Source organism: Amycolatopsis sp. ATCC 39116 (genome assembly GCF_000231075.2).
GTDB classification, from domain to species: Bacteria; Actinomycetota; Actinomycetes; order Mycobacteriales; family Pseudonocardiaceae; genus Amycolatopsis_E; species Amycolatopsis_E tucumanensis.
On sequence record NZ_AFWY03000001.1, the window covers coordinates 136,472 to 156,457 of the forward strand.

24 protein-coding genes are annotated in these 19,986 nt (G+C 69.5%); 16 read left to right on the forward strand and 8 right to left on the reverse strand.

Annotated elements, in window-relative coordinates:
* The first annotated feature begins 4 nt into the window (after positions 1 to 4).
* Positions 5 to 652 (forward strand): TetR-like C-terminal domain-containing protein, encoded by a 648-nt coding sequence (locus AMY39116_RS41850; RefSeq protein WP_020415793.1) that lies wholly within the window; start codon positions 5 to 7, stop codon positions 650 to 652.
* Positions 653 to 702: 50 nt separating this feature from the next.
* Here AMY39116_RS41850 and AMY39116_RS0300745 read toward each other — a convergent pair whose 3' ends face one another.
* Genes AMY39116_RS0300745 through AMY39116_RS41855 form a run of 4 tightly spaced genes read right to left on the reverse strand, consistent with a single transcriptional unit; the run spans position 703 to position 3,957 of the window.
* Complete coding sequence (locus tag AMY39116_RS0300745; protein WP_027935521.1) at positions 703 to 1,842, reverse strand: NAD(P)/FAD-dependent oxidoreductase; 1,140 nt, start codon at positions 1,840 to 1,842, stop codon at positions 703 to 705.
* Positions 1,843 to 1,859: 17 nt separating this feature from the next.
* A complete protein-coding gene (locus AMY39116_RS0300750; RefSeq protein ID WP_020415795.1) occupies positions 1,860 to 2,417 on the reverse strand; it encodes a pyridoxamine 5'-phosphate oxidase family protein in 558 nt (185 codons plus the stop codon).
* 17 nt (positions 2,418 to 2,434) lie between these two features.
* Complete coding sequence (locus tag AMY39116_RS0300755) at positions 2,435 to 2,629, reverse strand: ferredoxin (protein ID WP_027935522.1); 195 nt, start codon at positions 2,627 to 2,629, stop codon at positions 2,435 to 2,437.
* Entirely contained in the window at positions 2,626 to 3,957 is a 1,332-nt protein-coding gene (locus AMY39116_RS41855) for a cytochrome P450 (RefSeq protein ID WP_084505977.1), read from the reverse strand. Before AMY39116_RS41855 ends, AMY39116_RS0300755 begins: the two co-directional genes overlap by 4 nt.
* A gap of 6 nt (positions 3,958 to 3,963) precedes the next feature.
* Between AMY39116_RS41855 and AMY39116_RS44520 the strand changes: the two genes are divergently transcribed.
* The 5 genes from AMY39116_RS44520 (at position 3,964) to AMY39116_RS0300790 (ending at position 9,424) form a co-directional block, all read left to right on the forward strand.
* On the forward strand, positions 3,964 to 4,917 hold the full coding sequence (locus AMY39116_RS44520; protein WP_020415798.1) for a MarR family winged helix-turn-helix transcriptional regulator: 954 nt from the start codon (positions 3,964 to 3,966) through the stop codon (positions 4,915 to 4,917).
* A 94-nt stretch (positions 4,918 to 5,011) separates the two neighbouring features.
* Positions 5,012 to 6,316 carry an MFS transporter gene (locus tag AMY39116_RS0300775; protein ID WP_020415799.1) on the forward strand — a complete coding sequence of 435 codons (1,305 nt, stop codon included), beginning with the start codon at positions 5,012 to 5,014 and terminating at the stop codon, positions 6,314 to 6,316.
* Entirely contained in the window at positions 6,313 to 7,356 is a 1,044-nt protein-coding gene (locus tag AMY39116_RS0300780) for a cupin domain-containing protein (protein WP_020415800.1), read from the forward strand. Before AMY39116_RS0300775 ends, AMY39116_RS0300780 begins: the two co-directional genes overlap by 4 nt.
* Positions 7,353 to 8,531, forward strand: coding sequence for an FAD-dependent monooxygenase (locus AMY39116_RS0300785; protein WP_020415801.1), 1,179 nt, complete (start codon positions 7,353 to 7,355; stop codon positions 8,529 to 8,531). Before AMY39116_RS0300780 ends, AMY39116_RS0300785 begins: the two co-directional genes overlap by 4 nt.
* Positions 8,528 to 9,424, forward strand: coding sequence for a fumarylacetoacetate hydrolase family protein (locus AMY39116_RS0300790; RefSeq protein WP_027935523.1), 897 nt, complete (start codon positions 8,528 to 8,530; stop codon positions 9,422 to 9,424). The genes AMY39116_RS0300785 and AMY39116_RS0300790 overlap by 4 nt, the downstream gene beginning before the upstream one ends.
* Positions 9,425 to 9,483: 59 nt before the next feature.
* On the opposite strand, the gene AMY39116_RS41870 is transcribed toward AMY39116_RS0300790, so the two are convergent.
* Positions 9,484 to 10,314: an IclR family transcriptional regulator gene (locus AMY39116_RS41870; protein ID WP_084505978.1), complete on the reverse strand. Its 831-nt coding sequence runs from the start codon at positions 10,312 to 10,314 to the stop codon at positions 9,484 to 9,486.
* A gap of 95 nt (positions 10,315 to 10,409) precedes the next feature.
* Between AMY39116_RS41870 and AMY39116_RS41875 the strand changes: the two genes are divergently transcribed.
* Together AMY39116_RS41875 and AMY39116_RS0300805 are read left to right on the forward strand one after the other, a co-directional pair.
* Positions 10,410 to 11,156: a class II aldolase/adducin family protein gene (locus AMY39116_RS41875; protein WP_051123450.1), complete on the forward strand. Its 747-nt coding sequence runs from the start codon at positions 10,410 to 10,412 to the stop codon at positions 11,154 to 11,156.
* Positions 11,153 to 11,518: an antibiotic biosynthesis monooxygenase gene (locus tag AMY39116_RS0300805; protein WP_020415805.1), complete on the forward strand. Its 366-nt coding sequence runs from the start codon at positions 11,153 to 11,155 to the stop codon at positions 11,516 to 11,518. The genes AMY39116_RS41875 and AMY39116_RS0300805 overlap by 4 nt, the downstream gene beginning before the upstream one ends.
* Positions 11,519 to 11,671: 153 nt before the next feature.
* Here the strand turns inward: AMY39116_RS0300805 and AMY39116_RS0300810 are convergent, their stop codons facing one another.
* Positions 11,672 to 12,913 carry an MFS transporter gene (locus AMY39116_RS0300810; protein ID WP_304413070.1) on the reverse strand — a complete coding sequence of 414 codons (1,242 nt, stop codon included), beginning with the start codon at positions 12,911 to 12,913 and terminating at the stop codon, positions 11,672 to 11,674.
* Between the two features lie 144 nt (positions 12,914 to 13,057).
* A complete protein-coding gene (locus AMY39116_RS41880; RefSeq protein WP_020415807.1) occupies positions 13,058 to 13,813 on the reverse strand; it encodes a FadR/GntR family transcriptional regulator in 756 nt (251 codons plus the stop codon).
* A gap of 137 nt (positions 13,814 to 13,950) precedes the next feature.
* On the opposite strand from AMY39116_RS41880, the gene AMY39116_RS0300820 reads away from it, so the two are divergent.
* The 6 genes from AMY39116_RS0300820 to AMY39116_RS45910 are packed head-to-tail and all read left to right on the forward strand — an operon-like array spanning position 13,951 to position 17,980.
* The gene (locus tag AMY39116_RS0300820; RefSeq protein ID WP_020415808.1) at positions 13,951 to 14,469 is read left to right on the forward strand and encodes a flavin reductase family protein; all 519 of its coding nucleotides are present in this window, start codon (positions 13,951 to 13,953) and stop codon (positions 14,467 to 14,469) included.
* Between the two features lie 33 nt (positions 14,470 to 14,502).
* The gene (locus AMY39116_RS0300825) at positions 14,503 to 15,711 is read left to right on the forward strand and encodes an acyl-CoA dehydrogenase family protein (RefSeq protein WP_027935525.1); all 1,209 of its coding nucleotides are present in this window, start codon (positions 14,503 to 14,505) and stop codon (positions 15,709 to 15,711) included.
* A gap of 7 nt (positions 15,712 to 15,718) precedes the next feature.
* Positions 15,719 to 16,048 (forward strand): Dabb family protein, encoded by a 330-nt coding sequence (locus AMY39116_RS41885; RefSeq protein WP_020415810.1) that lies wholly within the window; start codon positions 15,719 to 15,721, stop codon positions 16,046 to 16,048.
* Complete coding sequence (locus AMY39116_RS0300835; protein ID WP_020415811.1) at positions 16,045 to 16,902, forward strand: fumarylacetoacetate hydrolase family protein; 858 nt, start codon at positions 16,045 to 16,047, stop codon at positions 16,900 to 16,902. Before AMY39116_RS41885 ends, AMY39116_RS0300835 begins: the two co-directional genes overlap by 4 nt.
* A gap of 3 nt (positions 16,903 to 16,905) precedes the next feature.
* A complete protein-coding gene (locus AMY39116_RS0300840; RefSeq protein WP_020415812.1) occupies positions 16,906 to 17,829 on the forward strand; it encodes a VOC family protein in 924 nt (307 codons plus the stop codon).
* A complete protein-coding gene (locus tag AMY39116_RS45910) occupies positions 17,816 to 17,980 on the forward strand; it encodes a hypothetical protein (RefSeq protein WP_020415813.1) in 165 nt (54 codons plus the stop codon). Before AMY39116_RS0300840 ends, AMY39116_RS45910 begins: the two co-directional genes overlap by 14 nt.
* 26 nt (positions 17,981 to 18,006) lie before the next feature.
* On the opposite strand, the gene AMY39116_RS0300850 is transcribed toward AMY39116_RS45910, so the two are convergent.
* Complete coding sequence (locus AMY39116_RS0300850; protein WP_020415814.1) at positions 18,007 to 18,504, reverse strand: MarR family winged helix-turn-helix transcriptional regulator; 498 nt, start codon at positions 18,502 to 18,504, stop codon at positions 18,007 to 18,009.
* 118 nt (positions 18,505 to 18,622) lie between these two features.
* On the opposite strand from AMY39116_RS0300850, the gene AMY39116_RS0300855 reads away from it, so the two are divergent.
* The gene (locus tag AMY39116_RS0300855; RefSeq protein ID WP_020415815.1) at positions 18,623 to 19,375 is read left to right on the forward strand and encodes a hypothetical protein; all 753 of its coding nucleotides are present in this window, start codon (positions 18,623 to 18,625) and stop codon (positions 19,373 to 19,375) included.
* Positions 19,375 to 19,938 carry a hypothetical protein gene (locus AMY39116_RS44525; protein WP_027935526.1) on the forward strand — a complete coding sequence of 188 codons (564 nt, stop codon included), beginning with the start codon at positions 19,375 to 19,377 and terminating at the stop codon, positions 19,936 to 19,938. The genes AMY39116_RS0300855 and AMY39116_RS44525 overlap by 1 nt, the downstream gene beginning before the upstream one ends.
* Positions 19,939 to 19,986: the final 48 nt, after the last annotated feature.

Consider the following 19,986-nt stretch of genomic DNA (forward strand, 5'->3'; position numbering starts at 1 on the left):
CGAGATGCCACCGCACCCGGAGCACGCCGTGGAGCCGGCCACCACGGACCCGCGTCGCGGGCCGCGCCGCCGCGGCGAGGCCCTCGAGCACGCGATTCTCACCGCGACCGTGGAGGAGCTGAGCGAGGTCGGCTATCCGGCCCTGACCGTCGACCGGGTGGCGGCCAGAGCCAGGACCAGCAAGGCCGCGATCTACCGCCGGTGGCCTGGGCTGCCGCAACTGGTGGTCGACGCCTGTGCACGGCACCGGATGACCGACTTCGCGGTGCCGGACACCGGCACCTACCGCGACGACGTCCTCGCGGTCCTGCGGGAGATGGCGACGCGGATCGCCGGCCCCTTCGGCAGCGCCATCCGCACCGTGGTCAGCGAGATCGCGCGCAACCCCGAGTTCGCGGCACTGGCCAGGGCGCAGCTCGACGTCGCCGAGCAGATCATGACGACCTTGCTGGAACGCGGCATGGAGCGCGGCGAGATCGACCCGGGTGTGCGCGGCACCCGGCGCGTGACCGTCGCGACCGACCTGATCATCAAACATCTGCTGCTGGCGCCGAGCGAGGACATCGACGCCGTCATCGTCGACATCGTCGACGACATCCACCTGCCGCTCGTGCTCAAGAACACCGGCGCCGCCGACGAGCGCGGAGCGTGACCGGGACACTGTCCACAATGGCCGGCCGAGACAGTCGCGCCGGGCACCGGTCAGCGTTGTTGGGCGAGCCTGGCGAGTTTCGGTGCCGATATCGGGAAGTTCACTGCCGCGGCGGTGCCGAATCCGGCGTTTCGACCGCTCGCGGGCCACGTGAGCAGCGCACTCCGGTCCTCGAGGGATCCGTCGACCACGGTGGGTTCGCCGCTGGGCGGCAGCGTTCCGGCGATTCGGATGCGCAGCCCGAACATCTCCGTCCAGAAAATCGGCGCGCTGCTACCGAGCCGGGCTTCCGGCTCACGGCCGAGCAGAGTCGCAGCCGCGATCGTGGCCTGGGTCAGCGCGTTCCACCAGTGCGGGCTGCGCGTGAATCGGCCGTCCGCGCCGGGAAGACTGATGACATCGCCGGCGGCGACGATGTCCGGCGCCACCCGGCAGCAGGGGTCGACCACGACTCCCCCTGCCAGGACGAGGCCGCTGTCCCGCAGCCACTCCGTGTTGGGCAGATCGCCGACCGCGGTGACCACGAGCCCGCCCTCGGCGAGAACTGTTCCGTCCGCCGACACCAAACGGCCGTCCTCGATCCGCACCCCCTCCGGGGAGGTGCGGATCTTCACGCCCGTTTCGGCCGCGGCCGTCCGGCACATGTCCGACAGCAGCGCGCCGAGGCGACCGGCCAGAGGGGTGACCTGGTCGACGACCGTCACCGATTTGCCGAGAGTCGCGGCGGTCGAGGCGACCTCCATACCGAGGAAGCCGCCACCCGCGACGGCCAGGTCGTCGGCAGTTCGGAGACGATCCCGGAGCCGGAGCGCGTCGTCGAGCGTCCGCAGCGTGATCTCATCGGCGTCCGGCGACAGCCGGCGCGCCCGGGCACCGGTCGCGATGACCAGCCCGTCATAGCCGATGCTGTCGCCGTCGCTCAACAAGAGCCGCTTGCGGCCGGCGTCGAGACCGGCTGCCGTCAGGCCGGTGAGCAGGTCGAGATCATCCGCGCCGGCGAGAAAAACGCTGCTGTCGGGCTCGGTGCCACCGAGCACCCCCTTCGACAACGGCGGCCGGCTGTAGGGCGCGTGCGGTTCGTCGCCGATCACGGTGATGACACCGTCGAAGGAGAACCGACGCAGCGCCGCGGCCGTCGCCCACCCGGCCTGCGATGCCCCGACCACCACGATCCGGCGAAGCCCTGCCATCACACCTCCCGCACTCGTCAGGCTCGCCCGCGGACAACGGCGTTGTAGTCCGCGACTTTGGTGATGGTCCTGCCGCCGTCGCCGAAATCGAGGAGGACCCGGTAGAGCATGCGCACCCGGTTGTCCGCCCACAGCCCCTGGACCGGCTCGATGCGGAAGAAGAGCTGCTGTCCCTGGTCCGGCAGTTCGACGTGGTCGTAGAGGGCCGTCTCTCCCGCCCACGGGAACTGCTCAAGGCTGATCTCCGCGATCCGCTGAATCTCCGCCGGATCCGTGACCAGGGTGGCGATCCCCTGGATCTGCAACGACCGCGTCTCCTGCCGCGCCGCGTAGCCTTCAGGGGGAAGATGGCACACGGAATAGCTGACGTTCGGGTTCTGCCGCAGTTGCGTGCTTTTCCGGGTGTGGCGGAAGGTGTGCATGTAGACGACGAGTCCGTCGCCGGCGATGTGCATGGCCGAGGCCGAGGGACGGCCTTCGGAATCGATCGTGGCGAGAGTCGCGACCTCTTCGGTGCGCAACAGTTCGGTGATCGCCTCACGGATCTCTGCCACGCTCGGATCGGACTTCGGCATGGTTGCCTCCTGATGGCCTAGCGCGACGAGAGTTTCAGGGCGGTGACGGGGCAGCTGAGCACGGCGGCATGGACCGCGGCCTTTTCGGGCTCCGGCACCTCCTCGGCCTTGACCGTCAGCTCACCCTCGTCATCGACCGAGAAGAACTCAGGGGCGACGGCCTCGCACATGGCATGTCCTTCACAGCGGTTCCGATCGACCTCGATCCTCATCGGGCTTCCCCTCCGTCGAGCCGGACCGGTACCGATTCGACCCTCCGGGTCAGGACTCCTTCGCATTTGACCCACGTGGCGTCCGGCGCGAGCCGCATGCCGGGAAACGCGTCCATGAGTGCCTCGATCGCCACCCGGGCTTCGATCCGAGCCAGCGGCGCACCGATGCACGCGTGGATTCCCTTGCCGAACGCGAGGTGCGCCGCGGCGTCGGGCCGGTCGGCGCGATACGTACGCGAATCGTCACCCCATCGCTCCTCGTCATGGTTGGCGGACTGGAGGTTCAGGTAGACCTTCTTGCCCGCAGGAATGGGACACCCGGCGAGAGTCACGTCTTCCACCGCCGTGCGAACCATGAACTGGGCCGGTGAGTCCACACGCAATGACTCCTCGATGGCGTTCGGCAACAGCGATCGATCAGCGACGACCGCCTCCCACTGACTGCGATCGTCGAGCAGCCGGTACACGCAATTGGTGATCAATGCGCGAGTGGTGTCGGTCGCGGCGACGACGAGCTGGAAGACGTGGCACACGACCTCGGGCGTCGACATCTCCGCTTCACCAGGTTCGGCGAAGCACAGGTTGTCCAGCACATCCTCGTGCCGGTCCTCGGGACGAGCTCGCCGCTCCTCCACCAGTCGCGCCAGGAATCCCATCAGCGAAGCGAACTCGGGGAGCTCGTGCGAGGGCCCGGGAATGACCCGAACGATGGCGTCGGACCACGTCTGGACCTCACGCCACGCGGGCTCGGGAATTCCGATCAGCGCGTACACGACGGCTGACGGGATGAAGTGCACGTAGTCCGCGTACAGATCGACCCGGCCCGAGGCGGGCAGCGCGCCGACAGCTGTGCGGACGATGTTCTCGACCTTCGGTGTGAGCCTCCGAAGGCGCGCCGGCGCCAAGCTCTTCAGCAACCGGCTTCGCAGTAGCGTGTGGCCCGGCGGGTCCGCCATGGTCACGACGGTGAAGGGTAGCCGCACATCCTCGGGCCCGACCGAGAAGTTGCCGCGATTGGAGAAGTTCCCGGTGTCGTCGAACACCGCCCGGACCACATCGTCGGTGTTCGCCGCGTAGAGGTGATCGCTCACCTTGCCCACCGGGCATCCTTTCCGGGACGCCCGCATGAACTCGTCGGGCTCAGCGACGTGCCGCGGATTCAGCGGGTCGAAGAATTCAGCCGAGTCGACAGGAGTGGTCATGGCGAAGATCTGCCTTTCACGCTGGGCCACCTCAGTGTAGCGCCATGCGGAACAGTAGACCGCATCACGCGACATCAATGCAAGCAACAGAAGACCCGGGAGTCGCTCAGCCGGATCTGGGATCATGCCGGTATGGCAATCGACCCCACCGCGGAACCCGACGCGCTGGACCTGTCGACGACGCCCGGGCACCTCATCCGCCGTGCTCAGCAAGTGCACACCGCCTACTGGGCCGAAGAGCTGGACGGCCTGCTCACCGGACCGCAGTACGCCGTGGTCGTGTCGCTGGCCGGCTGGCCGGGCATCAGCCAAACCCGTCTCGGCGAACTGGCCTCGCTGGACAAGAACACGGCGGCCGGGATCCTGACCCGGCTGGAGCGCCGTGGCTGGGTGGAGCGGGTCCGTGACCCCGGCGACGCCAGGCGCCGCGTGCTGCGTCTCACCGGCAGTGTGCGAACACGGTTGCGGACGATCACCCCGGCCGCGACGCGGGTGCAGGAGCGCCTGCTCGGCCCGTTGCCACCCGGAGAGCGGCAAGCGTTCGTGTCCCGGCTCGCCCGGGTGGCGTTTCAGCAGCGGCGGGTGACGGGCTACGAACCGGAATCGGCGACGGGCCCCGTCCTGTCGTTGCCGACCGCGCCCGGCTACCTGATCCGGCGCGGCGAACGGGTTCACGGTGAACTCTGGACCACCGAGGTGGGCGGTGAGCTCACGGCGCCGCAGTACGCGTTGCTGGTCGCCGTGCTGCGCGGCGGCGAGGTGGACCAGCGTCAGGCCGGCGAGCTCGCCTCGCTGGACAAGTCGAGCACCGCGGACGTCGTCTCCCGGCTCGAGCGGCGGGGCTTGGTGCGCCGGTACCGCGATCACGCCGACGGCCGCCGCTGGCTGCTGGAGCTGACCAGTGCGGCACGGGACACGCTCGGCCACATCACGCCCGCCGTCGCACGGGTGCAGGAGCGCCTCCTCGAGCCGTTGCCGGCCGCGGAATGGCGCACATTCACACGACAGCTCGCCCGCGTGGCCTACCAGGGCACGCCGCCCACGCTCTCCCCCAGCCCACCACCGCTGCGCACGCTCGCCCGCTGACACCGTCGGAACCGGCCCGTTGACGCGACCTCCGATGCTCCGTACTCTCCCTATTTAGTACGTACACGGAGCACATACGCGGGGAGGCGAGGCCATGACAAGGACGTCGAGGTCGAGCAGGCGTGCCGCTGTCTCCAGCCTCATCGGCACGACCATCGAGTGGTATGACTTCTTCATCTACGGCAACGCGGCAGCGCTCGTGTTCGGCTCGCAGTTCTTCCCCGGGACCTCCACCCTGGCGGCGACCTTGGCGGCGTACGGCACGTTCGCGGTCGGGTTCCTGGCCCGCCCGCTCGGCGGGATCATCATGGGCCACTTCGGCGACCGGGTCGGCCGTAAGCGGCTGCTCGTGCTGTCACTGCTGCTGATGGGGTTCGCCACGTGCGCGATCGGGCTGCTGCCCACCTACGCCGCGATCGGCGTGTGGGCGCCCGTGCTCCTGGTCCTCCTGCGCCTGGCGCAAGGCTTCGGCGTGGGCGGCGAATGGGGCGCTGCGGTGCTGATGTCGGTCGAGCATGCCCCCGCCGGCAGACGCGGCCTGTTCGGCGCGTTTCCGCAGATGGGTCTGCCCGCGGGGGTGATCCTCTCCAACGGGGTGTTCCTGGCGGTCAGCGCGTCGATGTCGCGGGAGTCGTTCCTCGCCTGGGGATGGCGGGTGCCGTTCCTGCTGTCCGCGGTGTTGATCGTCGCAGGCCTGACCATTCGGCTGAAGCTCGCCGAGTCGCCGGAGTTCACGAGTGTCCGTACGCGGAACGCGGTGGTGCGCAGTCCACTGCGGACGGTGCTGCGCACTCACCCGAAGGCTTTGTTCCTGTGCAGCGGCGCGTCGATCGCCGCACCGGCGCTCGGGTACCTGGTGCTGATCTACCTGCTCTCCTACGGGACGGCGACGTTGCACCTGAGCTCGGGGACGATGTTGGCCATCGTCCTGGCGGGCAGTGTGGTGTGGCTGGTGGCGATCGGGGTGTCCGCGGCCCTGTCGGACCGCTACGGCCGCAAGCGCGTGTTCCTGGCCGGCGCCGGGCTGACCGTGGTGTGGGCCGTCCCGCTCTTCCTGCTCGTCGACACGGCGTCGGTACCGCTCATGGTGCTCGCCGTCGTGATCGGCTGTACCGGCATCGCCGTGATGGCCGGGCCGCAGGCCGCGCTGGTGGCGGACTCGTTCACGGCAGAGGTGCGTTACAGCGGCTCGTCCATCGCCTATCAGGTGGGCTCGGTGCTCGGCGGGGCGCTCGCACCCATCGTCGCGACCGCCCTGGTGGCCGGTACCGGCACCTCGCTGTCGGTCGCCCTGTTCATGGCCGCACTGGGGCTGGTGAGCCTGATCTCGATGGCGGCCCTCGCCGAACCGAAACCAACGACCGTCAAGGCCGCCACGGCGGTCAGGGAGGCACCATGACGACAACGAGATTCCGCTCCACGGAAGCGGATGTCGACGGTCTTTACCACGAACTGGCCGAGCACGAACTGCAGCCACTCTGGGAGCTCAAGGGCCTGCTGACCCGGGAACCCGCTGTGGCGGGGACACCGTTCCGCTGGCGGGGTGACGACCTGCGCAAGCTCGCCGAACGCGCCGGCGAGCTCGTACCGGTCGACCGGGGCGGCGACCGGCGGGTACTGGCCTGCTGCAATCCGGGGCTGGCCGGTGCGCCGTACGCGGTGTCCACCCTGTGGGCCGCGGTGCAGTACCTGCGCGGACACGAGATGGCACCCGCACACCGCCACAGCCCGGCCGCGCTGCGGTTCATCACCGAAGGCGACGGCGTGTTCACCCTCGTCGACGGCGACCCATTGCCGATGGGCAAGGGCGATCTGGTGCTCACCCCGAGCTGGACGTTCCACGAGCACCACAACCCGGGTGACGCGCCGATGATGTGGATGGACGTGCTCGATCTGCCCGTCGTCGCCGCGCTCGACGCGGTGTTCTTCGAGGAGGGCGCGAGTGAGGAGGCCGACACGGCGACCGCCCCGGCGTCGGCGTCCGAACGCTGGTTCGGCGGCGGCCCCGGCCTCGTCCCGGCAGGCCGCGAGACGCCGCCATCGCGCTCGCCGCTGCTGGCCTACCGGTGGGCCGACACCGACCGGGCGCTCACCGCCCAGCTCGACGTGTCCAGCGCGAACTCGGCCAAGCTCCGGTACTCCGACCCCGTCCGCGGCGGCGATGTCATGCCCACGATGCGCTGCGAGATCGAGCGGATCGAGGCTGGCGCGAGCACCACGGCTTTCCGGCAGACCGGGGGGCGCGTCGCGTGCGTGCTGCACGGCGCGGGCCGCGCCCGTGTCGGCGAGCACGAGTTCGACATCGCCCCAGGCGACATCATCGCCGTTCCGTCGTGGTCACGCTGGCAGCTCGTCGCCACCAGTCAGCTGGACGTGTTCAGCGTGAGCGATGCACCGGTGCTCGAGGCACTGGGCCTGTTCCGGACGAGTGAGGCATGACCGTGACCGGAAGAATTCCGCTCCTCGTCGCCGGCGGCGGTATCGGCGGGCTGGCCACGGCGCTGGCGATCGCTCGCACCGGCCGTCCGGTGCACGTGCTCGAGCAGGCGCCCGAGTTCGCCGAGATCGGCGCCGGGCTCCAGGTGGGGGCCAACGCGACCCGGGCGATGAGCAGGCTGGGGATATTCGACGACGTCCGCGAGGTGTCCGTGTTCCCGCGAGCCGGGGTGCTGATGGACGCGGTCACCGGGGAACGTCTCACCGCCCTCGACACCGGCCCGTCTTACGTGGAGCGCTACGGCCACCCTTACCTCGTGATGCACCGCAGCGACCTGCTCGACATCCTGCTCAAGCACTGCACCGGGACCGGCCTGGTGACGCTGGAGAACGACAAAACCGTGGTGCACGCCGAGGTCCACGCGGGCGGCGCCACCGTCGGGTGCGCCGACGGCACCACCTACACCTGCGACGCGCTCATCGCCGCCGACGGCCTGCACTCCCGGCTGCGCCGGATGATCCGGGACGACAAACCCGTGTGTAGCGGGTACGCCGCCTGCCGGGGCACCGTCCCGATCGGGCAGGTCGCCGACGTCGACGCCGACGACGTGGTGATCTGGATCGGTCCGGGCATGCACCTCGTGCAGTACCCCGTCCGGCGCGGCGAGCTGTACAACCAGGTCGCCGTGTTCCACAGCCCGCGACTGTCCGCCGGCGCCTCGGAATGGGGCGGCCCGGGCGAGCTTGACGCCGCCTTCGCGCAGGCATGTGCCCCGGTGCGGAGGTCCGTCTCCCTGGTCAACCGTGACCGGCATTGGCCGATGTTCGACCGTGAGCCCCTCGATCGGTTCGTCCACGAGCGGCTGGCGCTCATGGGCGACGCCGCGCACCCGATGCTCCAGTACCTCGGCCAGGGAGCTTGCCAGGCGCTCGAGGACGCGGTCGAGCTGGCCCGGCAGCTCGACCGGCACGACGTCGACACCGCGTTCGCCGGCTACGAGCGGCGCAGGCTACCCCGCGCGACCCGCTGCCAGCGCACGGCCCGGCCGTGGGGCGAGATCTGGCACACCGCGGACCCCCTGACCCGGGCCGTGCGCAACCGCATGTTCCAGCTCCGAGCGCCCGATGACTACACCGACGTCGACTGGCTTTACGCCGACCCGGAAGGACGAGCATGAAGCTACTCAGCTTTGTCACCAGCGAAGGCGAGCCCGGAGTGGGTGCGCTCACCCAGGCCGGGATCACCGACCTGAGCGCCCTCGTTCCCCGCCGGACCGGGCTCAGTCCGATGAGGACCCTCCTGACCGAGTCTGATCACGGGGAGATCCTCGGTGCCGCCACTGACGCTCCCGTACTCGACCCGGAGTCGGTGACCCTGCTGCCGCCGGTACCCGACCCGAGCAAGATCGTCGCCGCACCCGTGAACTACCTCGACCACAAGGAGGAGATGAGCCAGGCGGTCCACATCAGCTCGCTCGGCGTGTTCCTCAAGGCGCCCTCGTCGCTCACCCCGCCGAGCGGGACGGTACGGCTGCCCTACCACGACCGGCGCTTCGATCAGGAAGGCGAACTCGCGGTCGTGATCGGTCGCACCGCCTCACACGTGCCGGAGGACCGCGCCGCCGACCACGTTTTCGGGTACACCTGTCTGCTGGACATGACCATGCGCGGGGGTGAAGACCGCTCCACACGCAAGTCGTTCGACACCTTCACCCCGATGGGGCCGTACCTCGTCACCCCGGACGAGGTGGGGCCTGTCGAGGATCTGGAGTTGCGCTGCTGGGTCAACGGCCGGCTCCGGCAGCGCGCGGCCCTGAAGGATCTGATCTGGAACGTGCCGCGGCTGATCGCCTACATCTCCTCGGTCATGGAACTCCACCCCGGCGACGTCATCGCGACCGGAACCCCGGCCGGCGTCGGCGAGGTCCACGACGGCGACCACGTCGCGGTCGAGATCACGCGCGTCGGGCGGCTCGAGGTCGGCGTGTCCAGCACCGGCGCGATCAGCTCGCCCACGCTCGGGGCCAACCGCGGTCCGAAGCCGCCCGCCGAGGTGACTCCGGTCCGCTGATGCCCGCCCTCGGCGCGCAGCGCCCAGCAGTCGTCCGGCCGAGACACGACGACGACGGCCTACACGATGGAGTCCGTCAAATCGGCGGCCACGCGCAACGTGGAGCGCGACACCCGGTCGATCCACCCCTGGTCGGCCCTGGACCTCGGCCCGGTCACCACCACCGCCGCACGGGTGCGCCCCTGCCGGTCCTTGACCGCCACCGCGACGCCGCAGACGTCCTTTTCGTTCTCGCCGTCGTTGACGGCGTAACCGCGCCGCCGCACCTGTTCCAGCTCTGCCCGGAGCGCACCCAGCGAGGTGATCGACCGCTCGGTGGGGGCGCTCAGCGTCGCACCGGCGTAGCGCGCGGTCAGCTCGTCCTCGGTGAGCTGGGCGAGCATCGCCTTGCCCGCCGCGGTGGCGTGCGCGGGGAAAGTCCAGCCCACCCTGGCGCCGGTCTTCACGACCTGCGCGCTCTCGACACCCTCGACGTACAGCACCTCACTGCCGCGCAGGGTCGCCAGGTGGACGGTCTCACCCGTTTCGTCGCGAAGCCGCACGAGCGCCTGGTAAGCACGTGCGCGCACGTCCATGTTCTGGACCACGGCCAGCCCGATGTCCACCAACGCCGGCCCGGCCCGGTACCCGCGCGAGTGCTCGTCCTGCACCACGAAACGGTGATGTCCGAGGGTGGTCAGCATCCGGTGCACGGTGGAGCGGGACAGCCCCATCTCCCTGCTCACCTGATTGACCCGGAGCAGCTCACGGTCCTCGAAGAGCCGGAGAAGCCGAAGCACGTTGTCGACAGCCCCGATGAGACCGGGAGGACGTGCAGCGGGTTCAGGATCCACGCAGAGCAGGCTATCGCGAGGATGACAACCCTTGAATACACCGTGGTCCCGTCGCATAATACGGGCATCTGTTCCGCATCGTGACACATCTTTTCCCTCACAACTGGGTCATCCGGGACTTCACCAGGTGACCGAACACGAAGACCGAGGACATGACCCACACTGCAGATCATCAGGGACCGGCTGATCCGGCGAGACTGCGCGACGAAGTGGCAGCCGCCAGCCGTGCCCTCGCCGTCGCCGGGCTGACAGACATGGTTTGGGGACACGCCTCCGTGCGTGATCCCGCCGGCCGCGGGGTATGGATGAAGGCCTCCGGCTGGGGTTTCGAAGAAGTGGACGCCGAGCGGGTAGTCCTGGTCGCCCCGACCGGCGAGGTCCTCGACGGAGCGGGGAAACGGCACATCGAGTACCCGATCCACACCGAGATCATGGCGCTGCGCCCCGACGTCGGCTGCGTCGTCCACACGCACGCCCCGGCACTCGCGGCGTTCGCCTCTCTCAACGAACCGCTGCGGGCGGTCTCCCACGACGGGGTTCCGTTCGCGAAGCTGCCGCGGTTCACCCGGACCGGCGCTCTCGTCGCCAGCAGGGATCTCGGACGCGCGCTGGCCGAGACGCTGGGTGACGCCAACGGCGCACTGATGCCCCACCACGGCGCCGTCACGGCGGGCCCGGACGCGCCCACCGCGGTGATGTACGCCGTCCTGCTCGAACGAGCGTGCCGCACCCAGCTCATGGCCATGGCGGCCGGCGGTCTCCGGACCTGGTCGGACGAGGCCGAGGTCGCGTTCAAGAACGAGCAGATCTGGAACCCCGGCCAGCTCAGTGCCGGCTACGACTACCTCGTCCGGACAGCACCGGGCGACAGGATCGCACCGAGAGGAACAACCCTGTGAAGATCGTCGAAATGGACCCGTCCACCACGTTCCGCCAACAGCTCGCGAGCGCCGATTCCCACCCGGTCGTCCTGATCAACCGGTTCTCCGTCCCACCCGAGTTCGAACCCGATTTCCTGGAGCTGTGGCAGAAAGACGCCGCGTTCATGCTCGACCACGGTTGCCTCGGGGCGCAGATGCACAAGGGCACCGAAGGCAGCACCAGCTTCGTGAACATCGCCCTCTGGGAGAACGCCCAGGCCATCGCGAAAGCGTTCGCCTCGGAGGAGTTCCAGAGCCTCATCGCGCGCTACCCCGACACGTGCACGATCTCGCCGCACCTGTTCACCCGCATCGCCGTGCCCGGCGTCTGCGTCGCCTGACCGGGTCCGAGCACCACGTCAGGTCAGCTTCCGAGCGGTCCGCGCCCGAGTCGCCCCCGGGCGCGGACCGCTCTTGCCCGGCAGGGGATCACCGGCGCGCAGGCTCCGGCCGGTGATCCCCTGCACCGTCTCGCCGGACCGGGCACCCGCCTGTCACGACCGGATGTCCGCGTTCCTGCTCTCCCGGGCGAACAGCACGATCACCAGGCCGCTCACCACGCACAGGCCGGCCAGGAAGAACATGATCCCCACGATCGAACCGCCTCCGGCGACGGCCAGCGACGACACGATCAGCGGGGTGGTCCCGGCGCCGAGCACGCTGGCGGTCTGGTACCCGAGCGACACCCCGGTGTACCGGACGCGCGCCGGGAACTGTTCGCTGATGAAAGCGGCCACCGGCCCGAACGCCACGCTCTGGCACAGCGCCAGCGCCAGCACGAGACCGGCCAGGACGAGGAAGAAGCCGCCCGAGGCGAGCAGCGCGAACACGGGGTGGACCAGGACGATCATCGCCACCAGCCCGGCGAGCATGACCGGCCGCCGGCCGTGACGGTCCGACAGCCAGGCCGCACCCAGGATGCCGGCGATGGCCAGCGCCTGGGAGATCGCGAACGCGAGCAGCGCTTCCGACCTCGACAGTCCGTGTGCCACGGAATAGGTGATGCCATAGGTGGCGAACACGGCCTGGATCGCGAACCCGGCGAGGCACGTCAGGCAGACCACGATGACGGCACGGGGCCGGCGCAGGACTTCAACCAAGGGGAAACGGCGGCCTGGGGCCTGGCTCCGCGACGCCGCCTCGAATGCCGGGCTTTCGGCGACCTTCACCCGAACGAACAGCCCGACCGCGAGCAGCAAGGCCGAGCACAGGAACGGAATCCGCCACCCCCACCCGAGGAAGTCGTCCTTGGGCAGCAGCCCGGCGAGCGCGAGCGCGACAGCTCCCAGCACAGTTCCCGTGGGGGCACCGGCCATGGTGAACGAGGCAGCCATACCGCGGCGATCTCCGCGGGCGTGCTCGGCCGACAGCAGAGCCGCGCCGCCCCACTCCCCGCCGATGGCGACCCCCTGAACCACCCGCAGCAGCACGAGCAGCAGCGGCCCCCACACGGGGATCGCGGGCACCACACCGATGAGGGTGGAGGCCACTCCCATCGCGGTCATCGAGACGACGAGCATCCTCTTGCGGCCGAGAAGATCCCCGAAGTGCCCGAACACCAAGCCGCCGAGCGGGCGGGCGACGAACCCGGCTGCCAGGGTCCCGTACGAAGCGACCGTCGCGACGAGCGGGTCCAGCCCGGAGAAGAACACCGGTCCGAACACCACGGAGGAGGCTGTCGCGTAGAGGGCGAAGTCGTAGTACTCGATCGTGCTGCCGAGATAACTCGACAACACGGCTCGTCGTTCACGAGCGATGTCTTCGTGAACCCGCTGGTTCGTGATCTCGTCCGCAAGCGCCATTGCCGCAGACTCCTTTCCGGTGGGCAGGGCGGGGCACGGGGACGGCACGGTGACGCCGCTCCCGGAATTACGCGGAGCTCAGTGCGATGCCGGCCCGGCGCGGTGCGACAGGCGGGTGGTCGTGTTGTGCTCGGCGATGACGTCGAGTGCTTTCACGTCGCCGGCGGCGATGGCGTCGACGAGCGCCACGTGCAGTTCGTAGCGTTCCTGGATGAACTCCGGCAGCGGTTGCTCACCGGTGGGCAGCACCGAGAGCAGGTGCGACTCGACCATCTCGAGCAGGCTGAGGTAGAGCGGGCGCAGGATCGGGCTGGGACTGACCTCGGCGATGCGAGCGTGGAGTGCCCAGTTGGCGCGGATGAAGGCGGTCCCGTCACACTCGTCGGCCGCGGACTTCATCTTCCGGAGCTCGGCGCGCATCGCGGCGATGTCTTGCGCCGAGGCGTACTTGAGGGCGTCCTCGACGAGCAGCGGGTCGAGCGCGTCGCGCAGACGGATGGCGTCGGCCACCGACGCGGCGTCGTGATCGACAGCGAGCATCGAGTTGCCGAGCCGGACCAGAGGCGACTGCTGGTCGGCGAACAGTCCCCCGCCTGGTCCGGACTTCACGCGCACGAGCCCGCGCTGCTGGACGAGCCGCAGTGCCTCGTTGAAGGTGCCGACGGACACTCCGCAATGCGCCCGGATCTCCTCCTTGGTGCCCAGGCGGTCCCCCGGCTGCAGACCGGCCACCAGGGCGGCGATCTCCTCCGCGGCGCGTTCCGGACGGGTCAGGTTGCGCCAACGGCGGGGTTCCCAGTCCTCCCTGCGCAGGGCAGGGATATCCGAGGTCATCGCAGGCAAACCCCTTCGACCACGTTGCAGCCAAATCCAACATGGCGAATTCTGCCAGACCGGTTGACAGATGAACAGCCCTCCTCCCAGACTGGCCATCAGAATTCAGCATGGTGGATTTGCCAACGGAGGCAATCGTGCTCGATCAGCACTTCCGCGATCTCATGGCAGGGGTCTGCGCCCCGGTCACTGTGGTCACGACTTCCGACGACGACGGCCCGCACGGTGCGACGGTGAGCTCGCTGGCCTCGGTCTCGCTGCGGCCCGCACTGCTATCGATCGCCCTCGACCGGCGATCTGCCCTGCTGTCCCGGATCCTGGAGACCCGGCGGTTCGGCGTCAACGTGCTGAGCTCCGCACAGGAGGACACGGCCGCGGCGTTCGCGCGCCGCGGCCTGGACAGGTTCGCCGCCGTCGGGTGGTCCAGCTCCGGCGGCCTGCCCCGCCTCGACGGTGCCGCGGGCTGGGCTGCGTGCGACCTTTCGCAGACGGTCGAAGCCGGGGATCACCTCCTCCTGATCGGCCTCGTCACCCACGCTTCGTCCGTCCAGGTCGCTCCGCTCGTGTACGGCCACCGCACCTTCGGCACCCATTCCCGGTTCAGCAGCCGGCCGCGGCGGCCCATCGCCGATCACATCGCCGCACTGTCCAGCTGAACAGCATCCACCGGTAACACCCAGGAGAACCGCATGACAGCCCAGACCACTTCGCCGGTTGTGACCGTTCCCGGCGCTTCGGAACTCGTGGCCCGCGCACGCGAGCTCAAACCGTTGCTGAGCAAGAACGCTGCCGCCGGGGAAGCCGACCGGAGGGTCGTCGAGGAGAGCATCCAGGCCATGACCGACGCCGGTCTCTTCAAGCTCGCCACGCCCAAGCGCTACGGCGGGTACGAGACCTCGATGCGCACCATGCTGGACGTTTCGGCCGCCGTCGCGGAGGCCGATGGCGGGACCTCGTGGGTGCTGACGCTGACCAACGTCTGCGCCTGGCTGACGAGCCTGTTCCCGGTTCAGGCCCAGGACGACGTGTTCGGCGACGACCCGGACGCGAAGGTGTCGGGTGTGCTCACTCCCACCGCCGAGACGGTCAAGGTCGACGGCGGCTGGCGGGTGACCGGAAAGTGGTACTACAACTCCGGCTCATGGCACGCGACGTGGGCGGTTCTGGGCGTTCCGCTGGCCGACGAGTCGGGCGAGGTCGTGGACCAGGCCCTGGCCCTGATCCCTCGGGCGGACATGGACCTGGAGGACACGTGGTTCGTGGCCGGCATGCGGTCCAGCGGCAGCAACTGCCTGGTCGCCGAAGACGTGTTCGTGCCCGAGCACCGGGTGATGCGCGTGCCTCAGGCGATCGCCGGCGACTACCCGACCGAACGCCAGGACAGCGAACCGCTGTACCGGTCCCCGTTCGTCCCGGTCTTGGCGCTCGTGCTGGTCGGGCCGCAGCTGGGCATGGGCCGGGCCGCCCTCGACCTCGTGACCAGCAAGGCGGCGAAGAAGCCGATCTCCTACACCTTCTTCACCGCACAGCGGGACTCGACCGCGTTCCAGCTGCAGATCGCCGAAGCGGCGCGGCTCATCGACACCGCTCACCTGCACGCCTACCGGGCCGCCGATGACATCGACGAGGCCGCCACCCGCGGTGTCTACCCGGACTTCCTCACCCGCGCCCGGGTGCGCTCGGACACCGGGCACGTGGCCGAGTGCATCACCCGCGCCATCGACATCCTGCTGTCCGCCCACGGCGCCGGATCCTTCGCCGAGGTGAACCCGTTGCAGCGCATCTGGCGCGATTCGGCGACGGCCGCGCGGCACGCCGTCGTGAGCCCGGCCGTGAGCTACGAGGTGTACGGCAAGGCGCTGCTCGGCGTCGACGAGTCCATCACCCCACTGGTGTGAGGGCGACATGTTCCACCACGTGGTCACCTTCACCTTCAGACCCGGCGTCACCCGCGCGGACGCCTTCGCCCTCGCCGAGGAGCTCCGTGAAGTCGCGGAGACCCTCCCCGGCCTCCGCTCGTACGCCTGTGGTTCCGACCTCGGCTGGCGCGAGGGAAACGCGGACTTCGCGGTCGCCGCGATCTTCGACACCGAGAACGCGTTGCTGAACTACCTGAACCACCCGGAACACAAGGACATCATCGCCCGCCACGTCCCCGTCATGGTCGCCGACAGGCACGGCGTCCAGTTCGCAGACGGCGGGCGCACCATCGAATCGACAGAGGAGCGTACATGAGGCTGGCCAATGTGGACGGACGCGCTGTCCTGCTCACCGCCGACGACCGTGGTGTGGACGTCGAGTCCGCCAGCGGCGGCAAGTTCGGCCCCGGCCTGCCCGCGATCTACGAGGACTGGAAGGGGTTCCGCTCCTGGGCCGAATCGGCCGACACGACCGGCGCGACCGCCTTCAGCCGCACTCAGCTCGGATCCCCGTCGCCGGCGCCCCGGCAGATCGTCGCGGTGGGGCTCAACTACCGCGAGCACGCCGCCGAGTCCGGGTTCGCGGTCCCGGACCGGCTGCCGCCGGTGTTCACCAAGTTCGACAGCAGCCTCAGCGGACCGGACACCCGGGTGGTGCTGCCACCGGGCGGGAACACGGACTGGGAGGTCGAGCTCGTGGTGGTGATAGGCGCACGAGCGGCGGGCATCGACGCGGCCGAGGCTTGGGACTACGTCGCCGGCCTCGCGGTCGGGCAGGATCTGTCCGAGCGGATCAGCCAGCTGGCCGGCCCGGCGCCGCAGTTCAGCCTCGGCAAGTCCTTTCCCGGCTTCGCTCCGGTCGGCCCCTGGCTGGTCACCCCGGACTCGGTGCCCGACAAGGACGACCTCGAACTGGGCTGCGCGCTCGACGGCGAGGTGGTCCAGCAGGGCCGGACCCGGGACCTGATCTTCCCGGTCGCGGAACTGCTGTCGAAGCTGTCGGAGACGATCGTCTTGTACCCGGGGGACCTGATCTTCACCGGCACCCCCGCCGGCGTCGGCCAGGGCCGGCAGCCGCAGCGGTTCATCAAGCCCGGCGAGACGTTGCGGAGCTGGATCGAGGGCATCGGCGAGCTGAACCAAACCTTCACCGAGTCCCCGGAGGCATGAGCCATGGGCCTGCACAGACTGACCAGCGTCACCATCGGTGTGCCCGACGTCGACGCCACCGCGGCCTACTACACCGAGTTCGGGCTCGACCACCGCGGCGACGGGGTGTTCGCCACCCGGGACGGCGGCGAGCAGCTGCGCCTCGTGCGCACCCCGTACCGGCGCCTGGTCGAGCTCGGCGTCGGAGTCGACGACACCGACGACATCACCCGGATCGCCCTGCGACTCGAGCGCCTGGGGGTGCCACGGGACTTCGACAGCAACGTCCTGCGCGCCACGGAACCGGTGACCGGGGCTGTGGTCCGTGTCGAGGTCGCGCCCCGCATCGTTCAGGAGCCGGTGCCGGCAACCCGCTACAACGGCCCTGGCCGCCTGGAGCGCACCGGAGCCCGCGCCCCCGGCGTGCTGCGCACGACGCCGGTTCAGCCCAAGAAGCTCGGCCACGCGGTGCTCGGCACGACGAACCTGCAAGCGACCATGGGTTTCTTCACCGAGGGCATCGGGTTCAAGGTCAGCGACTACATCAGCGACAAGGGCGCGTTCATGCGCTGCTCCGTCGATCACCACAACGTCCTGGCGATGGCCGCGCCGGTGAACTTCCTGCACCACACGAGCTGGCAGGTCGACGACATCGACGACGTCGGCCGGGGAGCCTGCGCCATGCTCGAAGGGCATCCCGAGCGGCACGTGTGGGGGCTCGGCCGCCACCACGCGGGGTCGAACTTCTTCTGGTACCTCAAGGACCCGGCAGGCAACTTCTCCGAGTACTACTCCGACATGGACTGCATTCCCGAGGACGAGATCTGGAAGCCGGAGGTCTGGGAAGGCGCGCAGGGTCTGTTCAACTGGGGTCCCCCGCCGCCGCCGTCGTTCCTCCAGCCGGAGGACCTGGCCGAGCTGATGACCGGTCAGCATGCTCCCGGCTGACGCCACGACGCCCGGCACCGGCGACGACCTGTGCGGTGTTCCCAGCGAGCTGCTGGAAGCGTTGCAGGAGGTCGTCGCCGGACGCCCGGGCACCGAGCCCGCGGATCCCACCGCGGACCGGCCGACGACACACCGCGGTGCTCCGGCGTGAGGTGACGACGATGCCCATCGAGCCGTTCAGGCCGCCGAGTCAGGCGACTCGGCGGCCTGAACGTGCTCAGGACCGTCCTCCAGGCGCCGGCACAACTCGTCCAGAACCCGCGCGGCCGTCTCGAGGTCCGCCAGGGGGATGCTCTCGCCGAGCCGGTTCGCCCAGGCCACCCGCTTGCGGTCGACTGTCTCGTAAGCGGTCGCCCCCGCATCGGTGCGCCGGACGAGCGGTGAACGGCGATGATCCTCGTTGGGCGCGAACTCGACCAGGCCCCGCCGGGCCAGGCGCCGGACCGAGGCGTGCACGCTCTGCCGGGACAGTCCCATGCGCCGGGCGATCTGCGCGACGGTGAGCGGGCGGTCGGCCAGCGAGATCGCGCCCAGCACCTGCCACAACGCGGCGGTCAGCTCCTGCTCCGCCGTGAGCCGGTCACCGGTGGCCAGGAAGTCGCCGTTGGCCCGGAACGTGGTCAGCACCAGCCGGGTGACCGCGTCCCCGGCTGCCGTCAAGTCTTCATCACCCACCACGACATCCTCACACAGCCGTCCACCGCGGACCAGTTGTCAGCTAGTTGACACATTGTGAGTCTCAAGACAATAATCGGGTCACTGCGATCCGCAGACACCAATCCTGGAGACGACGATGTCCACCACCAGTTCAGCCGCGGCCGGCTCCGCGGCACCCCCGCGGATTCCGCCGCCCACCGGCCGTCGCGAGCCGCTCAAAGCGAACGTCTTCGAACGCATGGCAGGCGCCTCCTGCCAGCTGCAGGCCCTGTTCCCGTACCACGACGCGGGCGCGATCGTGCCGTGCGGCGCGATCTTCACCGGGGACCCGGACGACGGCGAGTTCGGCCACTTCTTCCACTGGAACACCGTCGAGGAGCTCACCGTCGTCTTCGGCGCCAGCGGAGCGATGCTGCAGACCGGGCAGATCTTCGCCAACCAGGCGCTGCACGGCGTGAACTCGTTCCTGCGCGACCCGAAGGACCCGGACTCCTACGCGGTCATGTCGATCACCCAGCGCCAGTCCGATGAGGACAAGCAGCGCGAGGCGATCATCTTCCGCTGCCAGGAATGCCACGAGCAGCTCCTGCGCTTCGAGTACGACTCGACGCCGCAGGGCGTCGAGGGGCACAAGCCCGAACAGTGGGGCGGGAGCCACGACGACGAGTACCCGGTGTTCAGCACGATCTGGGGCAGCGTCGAGGCGGCGGCCCAGATGGACGACGACGCCGTGCGGACCTGCTCGAAGTGCGGTCACGTCAACGACACGTTCCCCGAACACAAGTGGGGCTGGTCGCGGTGGGTCGAGCAGACCCGCACCGCCAACCGCTCCAAGGAAGCGCTGCGCACGGCGATCCGCGCGCTCGGCGAGAAGAAGGCGGTGCGGTGATGGCCAGGCGCCGGATGCTGAACGGGCTCAAGGCCGCGCAGGACCTCGGCGACTACGCCGACACCCCGGTACTGCCGGCCACTTTGGACCCGCAGGCCCACCTCTCGCGCAACACGGTCGCACAACCGTTCTGGCTGCTCTGCGGCAAGGACACGGTGATCGCGCAGCTGTCCGGATCCGCCGTCGTGCACCTCAAGGACTCGTCGGTCAAGTGGTTCACCCTGGAACTCGGCGATCACGTCTACATCCCCGCGGGCACTCCGCACCGGATCCTCCCCACCGAGGAGGGCGTGCAGATCCGCTACAAAGCGCGCAACCCCGGTCTGGAGGGGGTGGCGTGGTACTGCCCTGGCTGCGACGGCGAGGTGCACCGGGTCGAGTGGGACACCGCCGACACCATCTCCCAGCAGGCGTACTACGACGCTTGTGCCGAGTTCAACGACAACGAAGCACTGCGCACCTGCTCGGCCTGCGGCACCCGGCACCCGCTGATCGACATGGCTCCCTTCGCGGGCTGGCCGGAGGTCGCCCGGCAACTCCGCGACGAACTCGCCTCGGCCTGAACCGCCGCGGCCAACCTCATCCGCAGACCACTCGACGAAGAGAGCTGA

Excerpts from the sequence above, each read along its gene's own strand:
- AMY39116_RS0300790 (WP_027935523.1), top strand. The coding sequence starts at position 8,528 with ATGAAGCTACTCAGCTTTGTCACCAGCGAAGGCGAGCCCGGAGTGGGT.
- AMY39116_RS41870 (WP_084505978.1), bottom strand. The coding sequence starts at position 10,314 with ATGCGACGGGACCACGGTGTATTCAAGGGTTGTCATCCTCGCGATAGC.
- AMY39116_RS41855 (WP_084505977.1), bottom strand. The coding sequence starts at position 3,957 with ATGATCCCAGATCCGGCTGAGCGACTCCCGGGTCTTCTGTTGCTTGCA.
- AMY39116_RS0300780 (WP_020415800.1), top strand. The coding sequence starts at position 6,313 with ATGACGACAACGAGATTCCGCTCCACGGAAGCGGATGTCGACGGTCTT.
- AMY39116_RS41875 (WP_051123450.1), top strand. The coding sequence starts at position 10,410 with ATGACCCACACTGCAGATCATCAGGGACCGGCTGATCCGGCGAGACTG.
- AMY39116_RS0300840 (WP_020415812.1), top strand. The coding sequence starts at position 16,906 with ATGGGCCTGCACAGACTGACCAGCGTCACCATCGGTGTGCCCGACGTC.
- AMY39116_RS0300775 (WP_020415799.1), top strand. The coding sequence starts at position 5,012 with ATGACAAGGACGTCGAGGTCGAGCAGGCGTGCCGCTGTCTCCAGCCTC.
- AMY39116_RS0300825 (WP_027935525.1), top strand. The coding sequence starts at position 14,503 with ATGACAGCCCAGACCACTTCGCCGGTTGTGACCGTTCCCGGCGCTTCG.
- AMY39116_RS0300755 (WP_027935522.1), bottom strand. The coding sequence starts at position 2,629 with ATGAGGATCGAGGTCGATCGGAACCGCTGTGAAGGACATGCCATGTGC.
- AMY39116_RS0300745 (WP_027935521.1), bottom strand. The coding sequence starts at position 1,842 with ATGGCAGGGCTTCGCCGGATCGTGGTGGTCGGGGCATCGCAGGCCGGG.
- AMY39116_RS0300750 (WP_020415795.1), bottom strand. The coding sequence starts at position 2,417 with ATGCCGAAGTCCGATCCGAGCGTGGCAGAGATCCGTGAGGCGATCACC.
- AMY39116_RS45910 (WP_020415813.1), top strand. The coding sequence starts at position 17,816 with ATGCTCCCGGCTGACGCCACGACGCCCGGCACCGGCGACGACCTGTGC.
- AMY39116_RS0300785 (WP_020415801.1), top strand. The coding sequence starts at position 7,353 with ATGACCGTGACCGGAAGAATTCCGCTCCTCGTCGCCGGCGGCGGTATC.
- AMY39116_RS41885 (WP_020415810.1), top strand. The coding sequence starts at position 15,719 with ATGTTCCACCACGTGGTCACCTTCACCTTCAGACCCGGCGTCACCCGC.
- AMY39116_RS41850 (WP_020415793.1), top strand. The coding sequence starts at position 5 with ATGCCACCGCACCCGGAGCACGCCGTGGAGCCGGCCACCACGGACCCG.
- AMY39116_RS41880 (WP_020415807.1), bottom strand. The coding sequence starts at position 13,813 with ATGACCTCGGATATCCCTGCCCTGCGCAGGGAGGACTGGGAACCCCGC.
- AMY39116_RS44520 (WP_020415798.1), top strand. The coding sequence starts at position 3,964 with ATGGCAATCGACCCCACCGCGGAACCCGACGCGCTGGACCTGTCGACG.
- AMY39116_RS0300835 (WP_020415811.1), top strand. The coding sequence starts at position 16,045 with ATGAGGCTGGCCAATGTGGACGGACGCGCTGTCCTGCTCACCGCCGAC.
- AMY39116_RS0300855 (WP_020415815.1), top strand. The coding sequence starts at position 18,623 with ATGTCCACCACCAGTTCAGCCGCGGCCGGCTCCGCGGCACCCCCGCGG.
- AMY39116_RS44525 (WP_027935526.1), top strand. The coding sequence starts at position 19,375 with ATGGCCAGGCGCCGGATGCTGAACGGGCTCAAGGCCGCGCAGGACCTC.